This is a genomic window from Kineosporia succinea (assembly GCF_030811555.1).
Taxonomy (GTDB): domain Bacteria; phylum Actinomycetota; class Actinomycetes; order Actinomycetales; family Kineosporiaceae; genus Kineosporia; species Kineosporia succinea.
This window is the reverse complement of sequence record NZ_JAUSQZ010000001.1, coordinates 917,809-932,207: the sequence shown is the minus strand read 5'-3', so window position 1 is coordinate 932,207 and position 14,399 is coordinate 917,809. Positions and strand designations below refer to the sequence as shown.

Annotated in this window: 14 protein-coding genes; 9 read left to right on the top strand and 5 right to left on the bottom strand. The window is 71.7% G+C overall.

What is annotated here, in order from left to right; all coding sequences use genetic code 11:
* Positions 1 to 42: 42 nt before the first annotated feature.
* Positions 43 to 828 carry a hypothetical protein gene (locus tag J2S57_RS04070; protein WP_307238450.1) on the top strand — a complete coding sequence of 262 codons (786 nt, stop codon included), beginning with the start codon at positions 43 to 45 and terminating at the stop codon, positions 826 to 828.
* 37 nt (positions 829 to 865) lie between these two features.
* Here J2S57_RS04070 and J2S57_RS04065 read toward each other — a convergent pair whose 3' ends face one another.
* Genes J2S57_RS04065 through J2S57_RS04055 form a run of 3 tightly spaced genes read right to left on the bottom strand, consistent with a single transcriptional unit; the run spans position 866 to position 5,345 of the window.
* A complete protein-coding gene (locus J2S57_RS04065) occupies positions 866 to 1,834 on the bottom strand; it encodes an NAD-dependent epimerase/dehydratase family protein (RefSeq protein WP_307238448.1) in 969 nt (322 codons plus the stop codon).
* Entirely contained in the window at positions 1,831 to 4,383 is a 2,553-nt protein-coding gene (locus J2S57_RS04060; protein WP_307238446.1) for an alpha/beta fold hydrolase, read from the bottom strand. The genes J2S57_RS04065 and J2S57_RS04060 overlap by 4 nt, the downstream gene beginning before the upstream one ends.
* Complete coding sequence (locus tag J2S57_RS04055) at positions 4,380 to 5,345, bottom strand: 3-oxoacyl-ACP synthase III family protein (protein ID WP_307238444.1); 966 nt, start codon at positions 5,343 to 5,345, stop codon at positions 4,380 to 4,382. Before J2S57_RS04055 ends, J2S57_RS04060 begins: the two co-directional genes overlap by 4 nt.
* Before the next feature lie 403 nt (positions 5,346 to 5,748).
* Here J2S57_RS04055 and J2S57_RS04050 point away from each other — a divergent pair, with 403 nt between their 5' ends.
* From J2S57_RS04050 to J2S57_RS04020, 7 genes are all read left to right on the top strand, one after another.
* Complete coding sequence (locus J2S57_RS04050; protein WP_307238442.1) at positions 5,749 to 6,279, top strand: diguanylate cyclase domain-containing protein; 531 nt, start codon at positions 5,749 to 5,751, stop codon at positions 6,277 to 6,279.
* Positions 6,279 to 6,749: a hypothetical protein gene (locus J2S57_RS04045; RefSeq protein ID WP_307238440.1), complete on the top strand. Its 471-nt coding sequence runs from the start codon at positions 6,279 to 6,281 to the stop codon at positions 6,747 to 6,749. The genes J2S57_RS04050 and J2S57_RS04045 overlap by 1 nt, the downstream gene beginning before the upstream one ends.
* A 246-nt stretch (positions 6,750 to 6,995) precedes the next feature.
* The gene (locus J2S57_RS04040; protein ID WP_307238438.1) at positions 6,996 to 7,544 is read left to right on the top strand and encodes a hypothetical protein; all 549 of its coding nucleotides are present in this window, start codon (positions 6,996 to 6,998) and stop codon (positions 7,542 to 7,544) included.
* A complete protein-coding gene (locus tag J2S57_RS04035) occupies positions 7,541 to 8,155 on the top strand; it encodes a BLUF domain-containing protein (RefSeq protein ID WP_307238436.1) in 615 nt (204 codons plus the stop codon). The genes J2S57_RS04040 and J2S57_RS04035 overlap by 4 nt, the downstream gene beginning before the upstream one ends.
* A gap of 398 nt (positions 8,156 to 8,553) precedes the next feature.
* Entirely contained in the window at positions 8,554 to 9,369 is an 816-nt protein-coding gene (locus J2S57_RS04030) for a 2-amino-3,7-dideoxy-D-threo-hept-6-ulosonate synthase (RefSeq protein WP_307238434.1), read from the top strand.
* A gap of 17 nt (positions 9,370 to 9,386) precedes the next feature.
* The gene (locus J2S57_RS04025) at positions 9,387 to 10,490 is read left to right on the top strand and encodes a 3-dehydroquinate synthase II family protein (protein WP_307238432.1); all 1,104 of its coding nucleotides are present in this window, start codon (positions 9,387 to 9,389) and stop codon (positions 10,488 to 10,490) included.
* Between the two features lie 95 nt (positions 10,491 to 10,585).
* Positions 10,586 to 12,259, top strand: coding sequence for a hypothetical protein (locus J2S57_RS04020; protein ID WP_307238430.1), 1,674 nt, complete (start codon positions 10,586 to 10,588; stop codon positions 12,257 to 12,259).
* On the opposite strand, the gene J2S57_RS04015 is transcribed toward J2S57_RS04020, so the two are convergent.
* Both J2S57_RS04015 and J2S57_RS04010 read right to left on the bottom strand, forming a co-directional pair.
* The gene (locus J2S57_RS04015) at positions 12,256 to 12,912 is read right to left on the bottom strand and encodes a neutral zinc metallopeptidase (RefSeq protein ID WP_307238428.1); all 657 of its coding nucleotides are present in this window, start codon (positions 12,910 to 12,912) and stop codon (positions 12,256 to 12,258) included. The genes J2S57_RS04020 and J2S57_RS04015 overlap by 4 nt on opposite strands.
* Positions 12,913 to 12,928: 16 nt before the next feature.
* On the bottom strand, positions 12,929 to 13,822 hold the full coding sequence (locus J2S57_RS04010) for a DMT family transporter (protein WP_307238426.1): 894 nt from the start codon (positions 13,820 to 13,822) through the stop codon (positions 12,929 to 12,931).
* 43 nt (positions 13,823 to 13,865) lie between these two features.
* Here J2S57_RS04010 and J2S57_RS04005 point away from each other — a divergent pair, with 43 nt between their 5' ends.
* A complete protein-coding gene (locus J2S57_RS04005) occupies positions 13,866 to 14,354 on the top strand; it encodes a MarR family winged helix-turn-helix transcriptional regulator (RefSeq protein ID WP_307238424.1) in 489 nt (162 codons plus the stop codon).
* Positions 14,355 to 14,399: the final 45 nt, after the last annotated feature.

Sequence of the window (14,399 nt, the reverse complement as noted above, 5' to 3'; positions counted from 1 at the left end):
TGAGCGCAGTAGAGGCCAGATCCTGACCGCTGTCCGGAGGTGATGCTGCTCTCCCGCCGCGCCTGCAACGCCGGACCTGGTCACAGCGCTCTGGTGCACGTGATCATCACCGAGCCGCAGAAGCCGCCCACCCGTCGTCCGGTCGCCGCCTGGGCCCGCCGGCTCCTGCTCGCCGCCTGGATCGTGGTGATCGCGCTCGCGCCGCTGACGGGTGAGCGCGAAGGGCGGTTCTCCCACCTGCGCAACGAGCTCGCGCAGGGCCGGGTCACCGAGCTGACGGTCCGGGGCGACGGGCTCGGCGAGGGCGCCGTGTCGGGCACGGCGAACCAGACGGTGGTGTGGGAGGGCCGCTGGGGCATCACCCGTCACGACCAGGTCCGGGTCGTCGTCCGTGACCCGGCCGACGAGTTCGTGCCGGACCGGTCGGGCCCCGAGGTCGAGACCCGTGACCTGGCCACCTATCTGAGCCAGACCTACCCCGGCGTGAGTGTGGAGAGGCATCCGCGCGACCACCGTGACGACCGACTGTTCGGGTTCGGCCACCTCCCGGGGGCCCTCTACTCGGCCTACCTGCTCGTCCTGCTGGGCTCGGTGGTCGTTCTCCTCGCCGGGCCGGAGCCGTGGCGGGCCACGCGTCCGGGCTGGTTCTGGGCGGGGTTCTTCGTGCCCTGGGTCGCGGTGCCGCTGTTCCTGCTGCTCTCGGGGCCGACACCGTTCGTGCCCGCCCCGGGGAACGAGCGTCGCCGGCTGACCGGGCCGGCCGCGTTCCTGCTCGGCCTGTTCGTGCCGGGCATCGTCGCGGCCACCTGGCAGGCCCGGATCTGGTGAGTGCTGATCTGGTGAGTGCTGATCAGGTGAGTGCTGATCAGGCCCGGGCGTACCAGTCCGCCAGCCGACCGAAACCCTCTTCGAGCGGCACGGCGGGGGTCCAGCCGAGCACCTCGCGGGTCTCGCGCTGGTCGAACCAGTGCGCGGTGGCGAGCTGTTCGGCCAGGAAGCGGGTGAGCGGCGGGTCGTCGTGCCGGCCGCTCAGGGCCCAGGCGCCCTCGACCGCGGCCCCCGCGACCCAGGCCAGGGGGAACGGCACGCGCCGGGCCGGGGGACGGACCCCGGCGGCCCGGCAGAGCCGGGCGAAGAGGTCGGCCACCGGCCGGGGTTCGCCGTTGGTCACGACCAGCGCCCGGCCGTGCGCGGTGCCGATCCGGTCGAGCGCGGCCACGGTCGCGTCGACGGCGTTGTCCACGTAGGTGGTGTCGATCAGCGCGGCGCCGGAACCGATGAGCGGGAGCCGCCCGGCCCGGGCACGCTGCACGATGCGCCCGACCAGCTGGGTGTCGCCCGGCCCCCAGACCAGGTGCGGCCGCACGGCCACCACCGCGAGCGAGGGGGAGTCGGCGGCCAGCGCGATGCGTTCACCGGCGGCCTTCGACCGGGCGTAGTTGCCCCGAGCCCGCAGCGGGTCGGCGGGCCCGGCGCCGGCACCCACCAGCGCCCGGCCGTGATGGGCCACCGACGGCGACGAGACGTGCACCAGCCTGGGGGTTCCGGCTGCGCGCAGCGCGTCGACGAGATGCCGCACACCGCCGATGTTCACGGCCTCGTACTCCGCCCAGGCCCCGGTGACGTTCACCTTCGCGGCCAGGTGCACCACCGCGTCCATCCCCTCGACGGCCCGGCGCACCGCCGACGGATCGGTGACGTCACCGTTGATCTCGGGGAGCCCCAGCGACGATGCCCGCCGCTGGAAAACCGTGACGTCGTCACCACGTTCGGCCAGCGAGCGCGCGACCCCACCGCCGAGCATCCCGCCGGCCCCGGTGACCAGGATCCTCACGAGAGGGAACCCGCCAGCTGCCGCGCGGCCCACCGTCCCACCGCGACCCGGTCGATCTTGGAGTTGTGCCGGATGTCCGTCTTCAGCGCGGCGATCACGAGCACCGCCGCGAGGTCCACCCCGGCCACCGACCGCACCGAGGCGGCGAGTTCCGGTGCGGCCACGCCGAGTTCGCTGAACGGCGCCTCGATCACGGCCACCATCTGCTGCGTGCCCGAGGGCCCGATGCCGACGAGAGCGGCCCGCTCCACGCCGGGCAGGGTCTGGATGCGCTGCTCCACCCCGTACGGCGTGACGAAACCGCTCGCCGGGTGCAGCACGTGGGCCAGACGGCCCTCGACCCAGAGCCGGCCGTCGGCGTCGAAGTGCCCGACATCGCCGGTGCGGTGCCAGCCGTCGTCGGTGGCCGTGGCCCGCTGCGTGTACCAGAGCTGGTCGTAGCGTTCCTTGAGATGCCGTGCCCGCACCACGATCTCGCCGGTGACGTCGGCCTTGTCGGTGAACTCGTCGTCAAGGTCCAGGGGATGCAGCCGGATCTCCACCCCGGGCAGCGGCCGGCCCACCAGCACGCCGTCGCCGGCCCCGGCCGCGAGCAGCTCGGGCAGGTCGACGTCGGTGAGCAGCAGCGCCTCGGTCATGCCGTAGGGCGTGTGGAGTTCGGCCCGGGGCAGCAGTTTCTGCACCTGGCCGAGCAGGTCGGCGGGCACCGGGGCCCCCGCCGAGAGCAGCAGCCGCACCCCGGCCAGCGCGGCGCGGTCGTCGGCGCCGAGCTCGTGGGCGGTGGCCAGCACGTTGGCCAGGGCGGCCGGTGACGCGAAGATCACGGTGGCGTCGAGCGCGCGGGTGGCCTGGGCCAGGGCGGTCGCGGTGAGGGTGCGGGGGGCGGTGACGTCCATGTCGGGCACCACCGAGGGCACGCCCAGGGCCGGACCGAACAACGCGAACGGCGCGAACGCGGCCACGAAACGGTCGTCGGGACGCAGGCCGTAGGCCGACAGCAGCGCGTCACGCACCCCCGCGAGCTGACGGTGCGTGTAGACGACGCCCTTCGCCGGGCCGGTCGAGCCGGAGGTGAAGATGACCATCGCCTCGTCGTCCGCGGCCGGGGCGGCCGGAAGCTCCGAGAAGGCCGAGCGGGCCAGGTCTTCCAGTGCCGCGGTGACGCCGAGGACGCGGGCCCGGAGCGAGCCCGAGGGCACGCCGACCGAGATCCGCTGCCCCGGCCAGCGCAGCGCCCGTGAGGCCGCCAGGCCCCGGTCGATCGCGATGACGTGCCGGACCGCCGAACCGCGAATGGCCCGGTGCAGCCCGGGCAGCCCGAGACCGGCGTCGGCGATCACCGCGACCGCGCCGATGCGCACACAGGCGTAGAGCGCGACGGTGAGATCGGCGCCCGGGGGCACCAGAAGGGCCACCCGGTCACCGGGTTCCACGCCGGTGGCGAGCAGGCCGGTGGCGACGCGGTGCACGTCGGCCGCGAGCTGCTGCCAGCTCGTCACCCGGAAGCTGCCGGTCTGCGCGTTGCCGTGGCCGGTCGGCTCGACCAGCACGGCGGTCGGGTCCTGCTCGTGCTGTTCCAGCGGGGCCCAGAGCTTTTCGGCGGCGGACGTGTCGGGCCCGGTGGTCGGGGACGTCACCGAGGGGGACCCGAGAATCCCGGGGACCACCTCGTCCTCGAGCCACTGACGCACCGCACCGGCGACGTCCGCGTCCTCGGCGACCATGTGACCGGCCTTCTCGAACCGGTGCACCTTGGCCTGCGGCAGACGCGAGCGCAGGTCGCGCAGATAGAGGTCGGTGAACACCGGGTCGCGCGGGCCCCACAGCATCAGCGCGGGCAGGTCGCGCAGCGAGGGCAGGCCCTCGACGATGTGCTGCAGCGCGGGCCAGCTGGGGTGCGAGGCGTCGACCGGGATGTCTTCGACGAACTCGTCGATGCCGCCCCGGCGCGAGGCCCCGCGGTACGGGTCGAGGTAGCCGGCCTGGACGCGTGCGGGCAGCTGCGGGTGAGCGATCGCGAGGGTGGCCCGGAGGAAGATCGGGGTGGTCGCGGTGACGAGACGCCGCACCCCGGGCGTGCGGGCGGCGGCGATCAGGAACGGCAGCGCCGAGCCCGGGGGCTGATGCACGGCGGTGTTCAGCACGCTGACCCCGGCCAGCCTCGCGCGGTGGTTCACGGCCCAGCCCAGCGAGATGCAGCCGCCCCAGTCGTGCCCGAGCGTGACGACCGGGCCCTCGATCTCCAGGGCGTCGGTGAGACGGCCCAGGTCGTCGAGACGCTGCCCGAGACGGCGCCGGCCGGTGCGCTGCGACCAGCCCATGTTCAGCTGGTCCATCGCGATCACCCGCCAGGGGCGCTCACCGGTGGAGAGCGCGGCGATGACGTGACGCCACAGGTACGACGAGGTCGGGTTGCCGTGCACGCACAGCAGCGTGCCGATCGGCTCCCTCTCCAGCACGGACGCGTTGTCGAGCACGTGCCAGGTGCCGTCGGGGGTGGTGACCGAGCGGACCCAGCGGGGGTCGACCCCCTCGGCGATCGTGATCACCAGATCACCGGCATGACGCCGGCCGTGAAGCCCGCGGCGCCGCAGACCAGCAGCACCTTGTCGCCCTTGTTCAGGTGCCCCTGCTCGGAGGCCAGGCTGAGCGCCAGCGGGATGCTCGCGGCGGCGTTGTTGCCGAACCGGTCGAGCGTCACCGTGACCTGGTTCTGGTCGTAGCCGATGGCGGAGCACAGCGCCTGGGTGACGCCCTTGGAGACCTGGTGCGGGAAGATCCGGGTGATCTCGTCGAGATTCCAGCCGACCTCGGCCACGGTCTTCTCGATCAGCGGCGGGATGTGCTCGATCGCCAGCTTCTGCAGGGCCGAGCTGTCGCACTCGAAGTACGAGCGGGAGTTGTCGCGCACCATCAGGTTGCCGCCCGACATCACCGTCGACAGCTCCCACTGCGAGCCGTCGGACACGAAGCGCCCGGGCAGCAGACCGGTGTTCTCCTCGTCGGTGGCCTCGAGCAGCACCGCCCCGCCCGCGTCGCCCAGCGTCAGGGCGGCGAGCTTGGTGCGCAGCTCGACGGAGCTCTCGATCTCCCAGTTGATCGTGGGGGAGAGCACCTCACCGGCCACCACCAGCACGCGCCGGGCGCGGCCGGTGGCGATCGAGGCGGCCGCGAAGTCCAGGCCGTTGAGGAAGCTGTTGCAGGCGTTCTTGATGTCGGCGAAGGTCGCGTTCCGTGCGCCCATCTTGTGCTGCACGATCGCGGACGTGGCCGGCTCGGACACGTCGTGCGACGCCGACGAGTAGATCAGGAGGTCGACCGACAGCGGGTCGACGTCGGCCTTGGCCAGCGCCGCCAGCCCGGCCTGGGCGGCCAGGTCGGAGGAGGCGATGCCCGGCTGCACGTGACGCCGCTCGCGCACCCCCGTCAGCCGTTCGACCAGGCCCGAGGGCATGGCGAAACCGTGACTGCGGGCAGTGACGGTGTCTTCGATCTCGGCGGACGTGATCACGCCGTCCGGTATCGCATGTCCGGTACTGACCACCGCAGAATTGATCAAGACTGTCTCACCCTGGCGACTGTAAGTAGTGAAGGAAGGGCCCTGACGTCGATGTCTCCGGGTCCGGGCCGTCTGCCATCCTGACATGAATCCAAGCAAGCGCTCATCGTGGGGCAGGCGGGACCAGTGTCCGTCGGCGGCATGTAGAGACGACGATCGGCCCTGGACAGGCGTTCCGCGCCGTTCGTGCCCGTTCGCGCAACGCTGATCAGGAACCCGTTGTGAGCAGTGGTCGGCACACAGCGTGACGATGGGCACTCAGTCCGGGTGAAATCGGCGGAGGAACGTCGGGCGGTGCCGTGCCGGGGCCGATTCCCCACGGGCACCACAGGGGGACGTGGTGCTCTGCACGCTCATGCATCGGCTGGGGGACGCGGTGCTCTTCGTGATCACGCATCGACTGGGGGACGCGGTGCTCTTCGTGGTCACGCATCGGCTGGGGGACGTGGTGTGCGAGTCCGGCACGACCGCCCGGGTCGGGGGCGAGGAGTTCGTGGTCCTGCTGAACGGGCGCGGCGCCGAGCGGGCGGGCACCGTCGCCGATCGCGTCCTCGACGACATGTGCACCCCGGTCACGGGCGGCGCACTCACCGTGCGGGCCGGGGCCCGAACGGGTGGTGGTGCCCGAGGAGAGCCGGGGGCCGATCCGCCGGCCGCAGCACGACCGGGTGGTGCTCGCCGAGGACGTGATGCGTTCCGCCGACGCGGCCGGGTACTGCTCCAGGCGTCGCGGCGGGGTCCACATCGTGCGCCACGACCAGCATCTGACGGCCGCGCCATGACGGCCACCCTCCGGTTGCGGGACCTCCCGACCTGGGTCACCCTGACCCGACGAGCGGTGTGCCCGGGCTCGGGTTCACTCGCCGGGTACAGGACGGAGTGGTGATGACGCTGGTGCCCTCCCGCCCGCCGGCGGACGAGATTGCCCGGGACGCAAGCGAAGTCGCTCTCGACGACCTGGTGCGCGCCCTGCCCGCCGTGACCGGTCCGCAACGTGCCGAGCTGCTCGGGCGCATCACCTCCGCGGCCCTCCCGCTCGCCCTCGCCGCGTCGCACCGCTACCGCCGCGACGCGGAACCGGCCGAGCTGCAGCAGATTGCGGCGCTCTGCGTGATCACGGCGGTACAGACCTGGCGCCCGCACGAGAGCGCCCGGTTCGCCGCGCACGTCGTCGCCGGTACCCACGCCGGTATTCAGCGTTACCTCTGGAACCGCCGTCGCTCTGAGCATTCCCGGCATCGACCCGGCGTGAAACCGGACCGTGCGGCGAGCCGGATTGCCGCGCTGGAAGCAGGGTTACGTGACGCTCTGGCTGCATCCGCTTACCCGGCAAGGGATCTGCCGCCGCAAAGGTGATCGAGGTCTCCTGGCGCGAAAGGTGGGCGTCTTGCGCGGATCGGGGCGGATGCGTGAAGATGATCGCGCATCGGTCCCGAGAGCGAGCGACTCAGGTCAGCTCTGCCCGGATTCGGCGCGATGCCCCCACTCGTATCAGCAGGCGGCCGCTGAACCCTCCCTGGCGGGTTCTCCGGTGACCCCAGGGTCAAGTCCCGGCCCGCACCAGACTTTTCACCGACAGATTCACCGACAGAGGCAGACCAGATGACACCGAGCTCCCCGTCGACGGCTCCCACCCGCACCCTGCGCATCGTCCGTCAGGGTCGCCACGTCGCCAGTACCGAGCGTGAGATCGAGCCGAACGAGCAGATGGCGCTCGCGATGCTGTTCTCCCAGGCCTTCGACGACACCGAGACCCACGACCGGCCGCTCGTGGTCAAGCAGCGCATCGCCCGCGACACGGGCAACCTGCAGCGCCTGCGGCGCACGCTGACCGATGTCAGTGATCCCGGCCGCCGGGCCGAAACCCAGGCCGCCATGCGCACACTCACCGAGCACATCATGGCCGGCAACACCGCGCTCGACGCGATGATCGAGCAGGGCCGCACCCGCCGCTGGGGTCCCAACGACTTCGAGTCCGGCGACCGCGTGCGCTACCTGTCCGCCTGGTACGAGGTGGTCGCGGTCGGTCCGATCGGGCTCACCGTGCGCTTCCGCCGCCCGCGCGACGGCAGCACCTGGGACGTGCCGGCCGAGTACGCGAAGGTGACCGGCCGCCGCCGTGACGGGGTGGAAGACGTCGACGCCGCGTGATCGAGAGGCCCTACCAGCTCGTCTACGTCAGCTCCGCCGCGGTGGACCTCACTGAGCGGGAGCTGGAGACGATCCTGGGCTCCGGCCGTCAGCACAACGCCGCCACGGGGCTCACCGGGCTGCTGGTGCACGTGCACGACGAGCGGGCCGGCCGGGCCTGGTTCGTGCAGCAGCTCGAGGGCAACCGCGACGACGTCGAGCAGACCTACCACCGCATCAGCCTCGACGAGCTGCACAGCGGTGTCACGGTGCTGCACCGGATCGACAGCGGTGCCCGCATGTTCGCGCCCGACCCCGTGCGCCTCGTCACGCTGCAGGCCGCCGAGGTGCGTCGCCGGGTCCGGGTCCCCGGGGGGCCGCTGTCGCAGCTGCTGCACGACCGTTCCCTGGTGCTCGCCCTGATCTCCTCGTGCGCCACCGGCTCCGACCCGAACGAGCCGGGGGGCGACGAGCCCACCGCGTTCCCCGCGCGCGTCACCCCGGGGGCCCCGGGAGACCGGCCGGCCACCACGTCCGTCGTCGAAGAGAGCCCTCGCGACCTGCTGGTGCGGGAGCGGGTGCTCGATCCGCATCGGGGCGCGGTGCTCCCGGTCCGCCGGCGACGACCCTGACGAACGCCCGACCGTGATCGGGTGAACGAGGTGCGGCCGGAGCGCACCTGGCTCACCCGGTGCCCTCCCGGCGAGAGGGTGCGTGCCGAACGTCCGGTCCCGCAACGGGCCGGACGTTTTCGCGGGTGAGCGCCCTGTCAACCCCCGCGGAATGATCAGTTCAGTCGCGGTGCGGCGCGACAACGTTGACCGTTCCTGAGGCCCCTGGTGAGCCTGTCGATTTAGCGAAAACTGTTGGCGCGTTTGAGGACCCCGAAACAATCCAATTCCGCCAATACGTCCTCGCGGCGCGCTCCCGGAGGTTTATGTTTGCCGGGCTACGCGGTGGCCGGACTCGCACCGCGCGGGGGAAGGCTCGCGTGAGCCTGCCGAAGCTCCTGCCGACAGAGGAGATCAGCATGTCCAGCACTGCGTTCGCCCGGGGGTTGAGATTACGCAGGCTCTCCCGTTGCGGCGACGGGAGATTCGTCGTCGTCCCGCTCGACCATCCGGTGAGTGACGGGCCGATCATGTCCGGCGACCGCCTCGACGCGGTGGTCGCGGCCGTGGCCGAAGGTGGCGGTGACGCCGTGGTTCTGCACAAGGGGGCCGTGCGGCGGGTGCGGCCCGAACGGTTCGCCGGCACCGGTCTCATCGTGCACCTCAGCGCCAGCACCGCCCAGGCGCCCGATCCCGACGCCAAGTATCTGGTCGCCACCGTGGAGGAGGCTCTGCGGGCGGGGGCCGACGCGGTCAGCGTGCACGTCAACCTCGGGTCGCTCGACGAGCGCCGCCAGATCGCCGACCTGGCCGCGGTGTCCGACGCCTGCGACCGGTGGAACCTGCCGCTGCTGGCCATGGTCTACCCCCGCGGGCCGCGGGTGGCCGATCCGTTCTCGCCCGAACTGATCGCGCACGCCGCCCTGCTCGCCGCCGAGCTCGGGGCCGATCTGGTGAAGACGCCGTACTGCGGTGACGTCGCGAGCATGAGCGACGTGGTGCAGGCGTGCCCGATCCCGCTGCTCACCGCGGGCGGCGCGCGCATCGCCGACGAGCACGAGCTGCTCACCCAGGTGGGCGACGTGATGCGTTCCGGTGCGGCCGGAGTCGCGATGGGGCGCAGCATCTGGCAGTCCGACGATCCCGCGGCCGTGACCCGGGCCGTCGTCCGGGCCGTACGTCACGCCCCCGCACCACATCTGAACCTGCCCGGTCTGGTCGAGATCACCGCCTGAGCAAGGGAGAACCCGAAATGAAGCTCTGCTGGCTCGATGTCACGGCAAGCAACGGCTCCCGGGCCGCGATCATCGAAGAGGCCCTGCACCACGGGATCGACGGCATCCTCACCGACGACCTCGCGGTGCTGGAGTCGGTGCCGCCCAGTGTCACCCGGGTGCTGTTCCCCCGGGCCGGTGACCTCCCCGACGAGCTGGAGCACGTGGACGTGGTGATCGCCGACCCGTCCCGGCACGGCGAACCGGCGGTGCTGGCGCGCAGATACCCCGGGGTGGAGGTGGGGCCGTTCGTCGAGATCGTCGACGCCGACTCGCTCGAGGAGGCCTGCCGGGCCGCGGCCACGCAGAAGTGGAGCCTGCTGCGGTTCCGTGACCCGACCAAGATCCCGCTGGAGATCGTGCTGGCCGCGGCCGACCGGGCCGAGGGCAGCATCATCACCGAGGTCGCCGACGTCGAAGAGGCCGGCATCGTGTTCGGGGTGCTGGAGAAGGGGTCCGACGGCGTGCTGCTCGCCCCGCAGGCCGTGGGTGATGCGGCGCGGCTGGCCGAGGCCGCCCAGACCGCCACCCCGGAGCTGGAACTGGTGGAGCTGGTCGTCACCGAGGTCGCCCACGTCGGCATGGGCGAGCGCGCCTGCGTCGACACCTGCACCCACTTCCGGCAGGACGAGGGCATTCTCGTGGGCTCGCTCTCGACCGGCATGATCCTGTGCGTCAGCGAGACCCATCCGCTGCCGTACATGCCGACCCGCCCGTTCCGGGTCAACGCCGGGGCGATCCACTCGTACACGTTGTCGGTCAACGAGCGCACCAGCTACCTCAGTGAACTGCGCTCGGGCAGCCAGGTTCTCGCGGTCGACACCAAGGGCCAGACCCGGGCGGTCACGGTGGGCCGGGTGAAGATCGAGACCCGGCCGCTGCTCTCGGTCACGGCCGAGGCGCCGAACGGGGTGCGGGTCAACCTCATCCTGCAAGACGACTGGCACGTGCGGGTTCTCGGCCCGGGTGACGCGGTGCTCAACAGCACCGAGCTGAAGCCCGGCGACCGGGTGTGGGGTCACCTGCCCACCGCGCAGCGTCACGTCGGCTACCCGATCGACGAGTTCTGCCTCGAACAGTGATTCAGCTGTGCAGGGCGCCGTGAGCGGCGCCCTGCACCGGCGGGCACGGTGCTAGGGTCCAGAACCGATTGCCTGCGATGGGAAGGAATGTGCCGGTGCGAGGCCTGGAGACCCGGCGTCCCTACCCCGAGGTGGGTGTCTGGGCCCTGGTGTCGGTCCTGCTCGCCGCCGCGATGACGTGGCCCACGCTGCGTCATCCGCGCGCCACCATCCCGCAGGACATCTACGACCCGTCGCTGCAGGCCTGGCAGGTCTCGTGGGTCGGGCACGCTCTGCTGCACGACCCGCGGAACCTGTGGCAGGCCAACGTCTCCTACCCTCAGCACAACTCGCTGGCGTTCTCCGACTCGCTGCTGGGCTACGCGCCCGCCGGGTTCCTCGGCGACGGCCCGGTCGACGCCCTGCTGCGCTACAACCTGCTGTTCGTCTTCGCCTACGCGTTCGCCTGCTTCGGCGCCTACTGCCTGATCCGACAGCTCGGGGGCAGTGTGGGTGCGGCGGCGGTCGCCGGTGTGGCCTTCGCCTACGCGCCGTGGCGGCTGGCGCACGGGGGGCACCTCAACGTGCTCTCGACCGGCGGCATCGTGCTCGCACTGGCCCTGCTGGCGCGGGGGCACGGCTGGTCACTGACCGGGGGCTACCGGCCCGACCGGGTGCGCGCGCGATGGATCGTGGCGGGCTGGGCGGTGGCGGCCTGGCAGATCACGCTCGGGTTCGGCGTCGGTATCCCGTTCGGTTACGTGCTCGCGGGCGTCTGCCTCGTCAGTGCCCTGGTGTGGCTGGGGCGGCGTCCGCGTCTGCCGCGGCGTCTGCTGGTGGCCGACCTGACCGGGGGCCTGTTCTTCGGCGGGGTCGTGTACCTGATGAGCCGCCCGTACTTCGCGGTGCTCGAGGAACATCCCGACGCCGTGCGGTCGGTGGCCTGGCTCGAGCTGTTCTCCCCGCCGCTGCGTGGGTTCTTCACCGCACCGGCCGAGTCGTGGCTCATGGGCGACCGCACCGAGGCCGCCCGCCAGCTGCTCACCGCGCCCGCCGAGATGGCGGTGCTGCCCGGCTTCGTGCTCGTCGCGCTGGCGCTGGCCGGGCTGTTCGTCTCGCGCTGGAGTGTGCGGGCCCGGCTGTTCCTGGCCCTCGGCGTGGTCGTGTCGGTCTGGCTCGCGATGGGCACGGAGACGGTGGGGGGCGGCAGGTACGGCTACCTGCTGCTGTTCGACCACCTGCCCGGCTTCGACAGTTCCCGCACACCGGGCCGGCTGGTGCTCTGGACCACCGTGCTGCTGTGCATCCTCGCGGCGGGGGCGGTCAGCCGGGTGTCCTCGCCGCTGCCCGTTCCCGGGCTGATCGCGCGGGTGGCCGTGGTGGCGATGCTGGTCGCGGTGGTGGCCGAGGGGCGCAACCAGACCGAGCACCCGGAGGTGCCGACGAGCCCGGTCGCGTTCAGCAGCCTGACCGGGCCCACCCTGGTGCTGCCCACCGGCGAGCTCGAAGACCTGCGGGTGATGCTGTGGAGCACCGACGGTTTCGGGTCGGTCGTGAACGGCAGCAGCGGCTACAACCCGCCTCAGCAGGGTGAGCTGCGTGAGCGGATGAAGGCCTTCCCCGATGCGGGCAGTGTCGGCACGCTGCGCGAGCTCGGGGTGAGAACCGTAGTGGTGACGATGGCAGACGTGGTGGGCACCGAGTACGAGCAGAGTCTCGTTCGCGACCTCTCGGGGCTGGGTGTCACCCGTACCGACACGGCGACCGCGGCGATCTTCACGATCTCCTAGATGCAGGCCGAGAGAGAACCGCCGCTGCCCTTGCTGAACGCGTCCGTCCGCTCTTCACCCGTGCCGTGCGCACCCTCGGCGAACCACGGGATGCCGGGCTGGTCGCCGACCGTCTCCAGGCTGACGAGCAGTTCGTCGATGTCCCCGTCTTCGAGCTTCAGCCGGTTGCCGCGCACCGAGTCGCCGAGGTAGGCGCCGGCCATGCAGTCGGCCTGCAACTCGTGCTGGATGGTGAGGCGGTGGGTGATACCGAGCTGTTCCTGCACGGCGTGCGCGTACTCGTGGCCGATGACGTAGAACACGAAGGCGTCGCCGATGGCCGCGTACTGGTCGGCCAGGAAATTGGCGTCGTAGGCGATGAAGTGGTCGACCGGGCAGTAGAAGGCGTTGTTCAGCACGAACGGCTCACCGCCGCACGAGCCCTCGCCCTCCTCGGTGTAGGGCAGCACCTCGTTGACCGGCACGAACTGCCCGCCCTGGGTCTCGAAGAAGGCCGCCCAGTACTCCTCGACGGTCGAGCGGGCGCCGTTCACGTCTTGCTGGAACTCGTTGTCGACGGGGGCGATCGGGTCGGCCGTGGTGCCCGAGTCGCTGACGCACCCGGTCAGCGCGAGCACGGCGACCACCGGGGTCAGCAGCCGGAGCAGGGTCATACCGACCGAGAATAGGTCAGAGAGGATCTTCGGGCGCGACGAGAGCCGGGGCCCGGAACCGGCGCCGCACCAGCGGCTGCCCGAGCAGGATCCCGCCGACCACCAGCAGCACGCCCAGGGCCTGCTTCGCCCCGAACGCCTCCGAGCCCACGAGCACCCCGACCAGCACCCCGGCCACCGGGTTGAGCAGGCCGATCAGCCCGACCGTGCCCGCGGCCAGCCGTCGCAGGCCCTGGAACCAGACCACGAAGGCCAGGGCCGTGGCCACGAACGTCGTGTACCCGTAACCGGCCAGGCGCTCGGGGGTCAGCGCCGGGGGAGTGCCCTCGAGCACGACCGCCACCGGCAGGATCAGCAGGCCGCCCGCGATCAGCTGCCACGAGGTCAGCGCCAGGATGCTTCCCGACGGGCTCCACCTGGTGGTCAGGATCGCGCCCAGGCAGGACAGGGTCATGGCCGCCAGCGAGGTGACCACACCGCGGTAGTCGACCGACCCGGGATCGCCCAGCAGCATCAGGGCCACGCCGCCGATGCCGACCGCCGCTCCGATCGCGGACAGGACCTGCGGGCGCTCGCCGAGCAGGGGCCAGGCGAGCAGCATCATCATCACCGACGAGGTAGCCATGAGCGTCGACGCGACGCTGGCCGGAAGCAGCTGTGCCGTCGCGTAGATCAGGGTGAAGAAGGCCCCGAAGTTGATCGCGCCCAGCACCACCGAACGCCACCACCACGAGCCCTTCGGCAGCCGGCGGGTGATGAGGAGCAACAGGAGGCCGGCCGGCAGGGCGCGCCCGGCACCGCCGTAGAACGGGTAGTCGGCGGGCAGCGTGTGCCGGGTGACGTAGTAGGTGGTGCCCCAGGCGATCGGCGCGATCGCGGTCAGGGCGGCCCAGCGGGCGTTAGCTTCCACGGAAGACAATATAGCTTCCCGGGAAGGGATAAAGTCGAGTCCCATGACCGACCATGTCGCCCGGGTGCAGCAGGAGTGGGAGCGCGAGCGCCCCGACCTGGACATCGGCCCGATGCTGGTGATCGCCCGGATGCACCGCATCGCCAACGCGCTGACCACCGAGCTGGTCCGGGTCTACCGCGAACACGGGCTCAGCGAGGGCGAGTTCGACGTGCTGGCCGCGTTGCGCCGGGCCGGCGAGCCGTACGAGCGGGCGCCGGGGGAGCTCGCCCAGGTCACGATGGTCACCACCGGCGCGATGACGAAGCGTCTCGACCGGCTGGTGCGGGCCGGGCTGGTGACGCGGCGGGTCAGCGAGGTGGACGGCCGCGGCCGGGTGGTGGCGCTCACCGCGAAGGGGGTCGAGCTCATCGACCGCGCCTACGAGGCGCATCTGGCCAACGAGAGCCGCCTGATCGGGCACTTCAGCCACAAGGAGCGGCAAGCCCTCGAGACACTGCTGAGGCGATGGGCCGAACACCTCGAACCCTAGGCAACCACCGACCGAACCGCAGGGTGGACGACGTGCCGCACCGCG

What these genes read in the sequence shown, in the direction of transcription:
- J2S57_RS04005 (WP_307238424.1), top strand. Translation starts at nt 13,866, where the DNA reads ATGACCGACCATGTCGCCCGGGTGCAGCAGGAGTGGGAGCGCGAGCGC.
- J2S57_RS04030 (WP_307238434.1), top strand. Translation starts at nt 8,554, where the DNA reads ATGTCCAGCACTGCGTTCGCCCGGGGGTTGAGATTACGCAGGCTCTCC.
- J2S57_RS04070 (WP_307238450.1), top strand. Translation starts at nt 43, where the DNA reads ATGCTGCTCTCCCGCCGCGCCTGCAACGCCGGACCTGGTCACAGCGCT.
- J2S57_RS04050 (WP_307238442.1), top strand. Translation starts at nt 5,749, where the DNA reads ATGCATCGGCTGGGGGACGCGGTGCTCTTCGTGATCACGCATCGACTG.
- J2S57_RS04015 (WP_307238428.1), bottom strand. Translation starts at nt 12,912, where the DNA reads ATGACCCTGCTCCGGCTGCTGACCCCGGTGGTCGCCGTGCTCGCGCTG.
- J2S57_RS04045 (WP_307238440.1), top strand. Translation starts at nt 6,279, where the DNA reads ATGACGCTGGTGCCCTCCCGCCCGCCGGCGGACGAGATTGCCCGGGAC.
- J2S57_RS04025 (WP_307238432.1), top strand. Translation starts at nt 9,387, where the DNA reads ATGAAGCTCTGCTGGCTCGATGTCACGGCAAGCAACGGCTCCCGGGCC.
- J2S57_RS04040 (WP_307238438.1), top strand. Translation starts at nt 6,996, where the DNA reads ATGACACCGAGCTCCCCGTCGACGGCTCCCACCCGCACCCTGCGCATC.